Genomic DNA, 4084 nt, shown 5'->3' with positions numbered 1-4084 from the left:
CGCTCAAATGTCGATGGCTTCGCGCTGCGTTCCGCCGATCTGGCGTTGGCGGGGGAGGCGACCCCGATCCGGTTAATTCTCAACGACGAAATCATCGCGTGCGGCACCGCGCCGATGCAGACCGTCTCGTCGGGAACGGCGACCTCGATTGCGACCGGGGGACCGGTGCCGCGTGGCGCCGATGCTATCGCGATGGTCGAGCATACCCAGCCCGTCGGTGAGCGCGCGATCGAGATCCGCCGAGCGGCTTCGCCGGGACAGTTCGTGTCCTATGCCGGCTCGGACATTGCACGCGGCGAGACGCTGTTGCGTGCGGGAACCGTGATCGGCTCGCGAGAAATCGGCATGCTCGCGGCTTGCGGCATTGCCGAAGTTTCTATCACGCGTCGTCCGCGCGTCGCGGTGATTTCTACCGGGGATGAGTTGGTGCAGCCGGGTCTGCCCTTACGCCCCGCAGCGATCTACGACACCAACGGCGCTATCGTCACCGCGGCCATTCGCGAGAATGGTGGCGAGCCGATCTTTCTCGGCGCCATTCCCGATGTTGAGGGCGAACTCGAAGCCACAATGCGCAGGGCGCTTGATAGCTGCGACATGCTGATCCTATCGGGCGGTACCTCCAAAGGGACGGGTGATGTGTCGCACCGCATCATCGCGCGGCTTGGGAAGCCCGGCATTATTGCGCATGGCGTTGCCTTGAAGCCGGGCAAGCCGCTTTGTCTTGCGGTCTGCGACGGAAAACCGGTTGTGATCCTGCCGGGTTTTCCAACCTCTGCGATGTTCACCTTCCATGACATGATCGTACCGGTGCTGCGCCGCATGGCGGGACTGCCACCGCGCTCCGACGCAAAGGTCATGGCAAAGGTGCCGGTGCGCATTGCGTCGGAAACTGGCCGCACGGAATTCGTCATGGTATCGCTGCTCGAAGGCGCGGATGGTTTAATTGCATATCCCTCCGGCAAGGGATCTGGCGCAATTACGTCGTTTGCCCAGGCTGACGGATTTTTGCGCATTGACGCCCTGGCTAACCAGATTTCCGCCGGGACCGAGACCGAGGTGACATTGTTCACGCCGCATGTGCGGGTTCCGGACCTCGTCATCGTCGGCAGTCATTGCACAGGCCTGGATCTGGTAACGGCCCCTCTGGCGCGTGCCGGCCTGGTGGTACGCTCGATTTCAATCGGCAGTCTGGGGGGGCTTGCGGCGGCGCGGCGCGGCGAGTGCGACCTTGCGCCGATCCACCTGCTTGACGACGCGACAGAAGCCTACAACACGCCGTTTCTCGTTGATGGCCTCGAACTGATACCGGGCTGGCGGCGCATGCAGGGCATCGTGTTCCGGGCCGGCGATGCGAGCTTCGAAAGCTTGACGGCGCAGGAAGCAGTGCGAGCGGCAGTCGCCGATCCAACCTGCATCATGGTCAACCGCAATCAGGGAGCGGGCACGCGCATTCTGATCGACCGGCTGCTGGGCGCCGCGCGGCCGGACGGTTACTGGAATCAGCCGCGATCGCACAACGCGGTCGCCGCAGCAGTGGCGCAGAAGCGTGCCGACTGGGGTATGACGATAGCGCCGGTCGCACATGCCGCCGGCCTTGGCTTCATTCCACTCGCGGAAGAGCACTATGATTTCGCGCTGGTCACGGCTCGCAAGCAGCGTCCGGCGGTGCAGGCATTTCTCGCATCGCTGGTGTCGGATGAAAGTCGTACGGCACTGAAGCGCGCAGGATTTAGGCCGGCATAGCGGTCGACATCGTGCTCTAGGATCGGGCGCTGCATGCGGAGAAAGACCTCAGCTCCCATCCAGTTCCGCCAGCCGCTCGGCTGCGGCGATGTCATCCATGGTGTTGGCGTTAAAGAATGGGTCGAGCGGCTCCGCCGGCCAGGTCACGGTCGCGAGCCGGTAGCGGGCGGTCCAGCGATCGATCTTGCGCATGTCTTCCACGACCAGCGCGTGGCGGAGTTCGTCGCGTAACGCAACGCTCCACAGCCCGATCACCGGATGCGACTGTCCCGCGGAAGCAGCGACCGCAAGCTGCGCATTCTGTTCAGCGCGAGCGCTTTGCAATCGCGCGACGAGATCCCGCGGCAGGAACGGGCAGTCTGCAGCCGCGCTCAGCATGAATTCAACGCCCGGCCGGTTGGCCGCTGCCCAATCAAGCGCAGCAAGAATGCCCGCGAGCGGCCCCGGAAAGTCCTTTACCGTGTCGGCAATAACGGGAAGGCCGAAGGCGGAAAACCGGGTCGGATCGCCGTTGGCATTGAGAATGAGCCCATCGCATTGCGGCTCAAGCCGCGCAATCACGCGATCGAGGATTGTGCGCCCAGCAATCTGGCGCATTGGCTTGTCGCCGCCACCCATCCGCCGTGCCAGACCGCCGGCCAGCAGCACGCCGGGCGTTGGCGGAATCTCAGTCTTCACGATCTTCGCCCTTGCGTTGATGCCGCACGGATTCTTCTTCGACGTACTCCAGTTTCTGGTCGTAGATGATACGCTCTTCGCCAGACAGCGCGATGAAGCGCTTGCCGCGTGCGCGTCCGACCAATGTCAATCCGACCTGGCGCGCCAGATCGACGCCCCAGGCGGTAAATCCCGAGCGAGAGACCAGGATCGGAATCCCCATTCTTACCGTCTTGATCACCATCTCTGAGGTGAGCCGTCCTGTGGTATAGAGAATCTTGTCGGCGGGATCGATGTCGTGGCGATAGATCCAGCCTGCAATCTTGTCGACAGCGTTATGGCGACCGACATCTTCAGTGTAGCAGACGGGCGTACTCTCTTTGCACAGCACGCAGCCGTGGATCGCACCGGCTTCGAGGTAAAGCGACGGCATCGAGTTAATGGCATAGGTCATCCGATAGAGCCATGACGTGTGCAGTTGCGCTTTAGGCAGCGTAACGTTCTCAAACGCCTCCAACAAATCGCCGAATGCCGTGCCCTGCGCACAGCCGGACGTCTGCGTTCGTTTTTTCAGTTTCGTTTCGAAATTTGTGTGGTGCTCTGTGCGCACAACCACGACCTGCAGGTCGTCGTCATACTCGACCTCCGTAACCACATCGTCATATTTGAGCATGTTCTGGTTCAGAAGGTAACCGAGCGCAAGATATTCGGGGTAATCGTTGATCGTCATCATGGTAACGATCTCCTGCGCGTTAAGGTACAGCGTCAACGGCCGCTCGACCGGCACCCTGATCTCGGTCTTGGCTCCGGTCTGGTCGACACCAGTAACGAGCTCGGTCAGCCGCGGGTCTTGCGGATTTGGAACGATCAAGGGGGCGGGGGTTTTTACGATTTTCATCACTTCGCCGTACCTGGCATGACATTCACTCGAACCCAGATATAAAGCACGTTGGATATTGACTGGCCATGGTTTCCCGGCAGGCGGCTCATTGATACCGAGGATATGGCTGGGGGTCGGGGAATCCGTGGCGATAGACGAAGGTTGAAGCCCAGGATGGCGCAGCTCTCTGACGACTGTTTTGCGTTCGGCGGCCCGATGCTATCGGTCGATGAAGCCGTCGGGATTATCGCGTCACGTGTCAAAGCGGTCGGCGAGACCGAGACGGTTTCCCTCATCGAGGCCGACGGCCGAATTCTCGCGCGCGATGTCACCGCGCCTCTGCCGCTGCCGCCTTTTACGAATTCCGCCGTCGACGGCTATGCCGTAGGCAGCAGAGAGCTGCCACGTGACCGGGAGCAGGCATACCCGATCAGTGGGCGGGTACAGGCCGGCGCCTCTGCAAAAGCGGGCCTCCCGGGACATGCCGTGCGGATCTTTACCGGTGCACCGATGCCCGACGGCACCGATACCGTATTCATGCAGGAAGATGTTCGGATCGACGACGCGGGCCGAGTGGTGCTGCCGCCCGGCTTGAAAACCGGCGCAAATGTCCGTCCTGCCGGCGAGGATATCTCGGAAGGTCATCTCGCAATGACGTCCGGCCGACGGTTGCGTCCGCAGGATATCGCGCTTGCCGCTGCTTTTGGGCTGCCTCAGCTTGATGTGGTGCGGCGGCTTCGGGTTGCGGTGTTCTCGACCGGCGATGAGTTGGCCTCGCCCGGGACGAAGCGGACGGCCGCACAG

At 62.1% G+C, this 4084-nt stretch carries 4 protein-coding genes; 2 read left to right on the top strand and 2 right to left on the bottom strand.

Annotated elements, in window-relative coordinates; translation table 11 throughout:
- The coding region (locus WB528_RS20535; protein WP_423890240.1) for a molybdopterin biosynthesis protein at nt 1–1743 on the top strand (1743 nt) is incomplete at its 5' end.
- Nucleotides 1744–1791: 48 nt separating this feature from the next.
- On the opposite strand, the gene mobA is transcribed toward WB528_RS20535, so the two are convergent.
- A complete protein-coding gene (mobA, locus tag WB528_RS20530; RefSeq protein ID WP_423890241.1) occupies nt 1792–2424 on the bottom strand; it encodes a molybdenum cofactor guanylyltransferase MobA in 633 nt (210 codons plus the stop codon).
- Nucleotides 2411–3301 (bottom strand): formate dehydrogenase accessory sulfurtransferase FdhD, encoded by an 891-nt coding sequence (locus WB528_RS20525; RefSeq protein ID WP_423890239.1) that lies wholly within the window; start codon nt 3299–3301, stop codon nt 2411–2413. The genes mobA and WB528_RS20525 overlap by 14 nt, the downstream gene beginning before the upstream one ends.
- 153 nt (nt 3302–3454) lie before the next feature.
- On the opposite strand from WB528_RS20525, the gene WB528_RS20520 reads away from it, so the two are divergent.
- A partial coding sequence (locus WB528_RS20520; protein WP_423890238.1) for a molybdopterin molybdotransferase MoeA occupies nt 3455–4084 on the top strand: 630 nt, incomplete at its 3' end.

The sequence above is a fragment of the Bradyrhizobium sp. genome (assembly GCF_049586575.1).
Taxonomy (GTDB): Bacteria; Pseudomonadota; Alphaproteobacteria; order Rhizobiales; family Xanthobacteraceae; genus Bradyrhizobium.
This window is presented reverse-complemented; position numbering and strand designations above follow the sequence as displayed.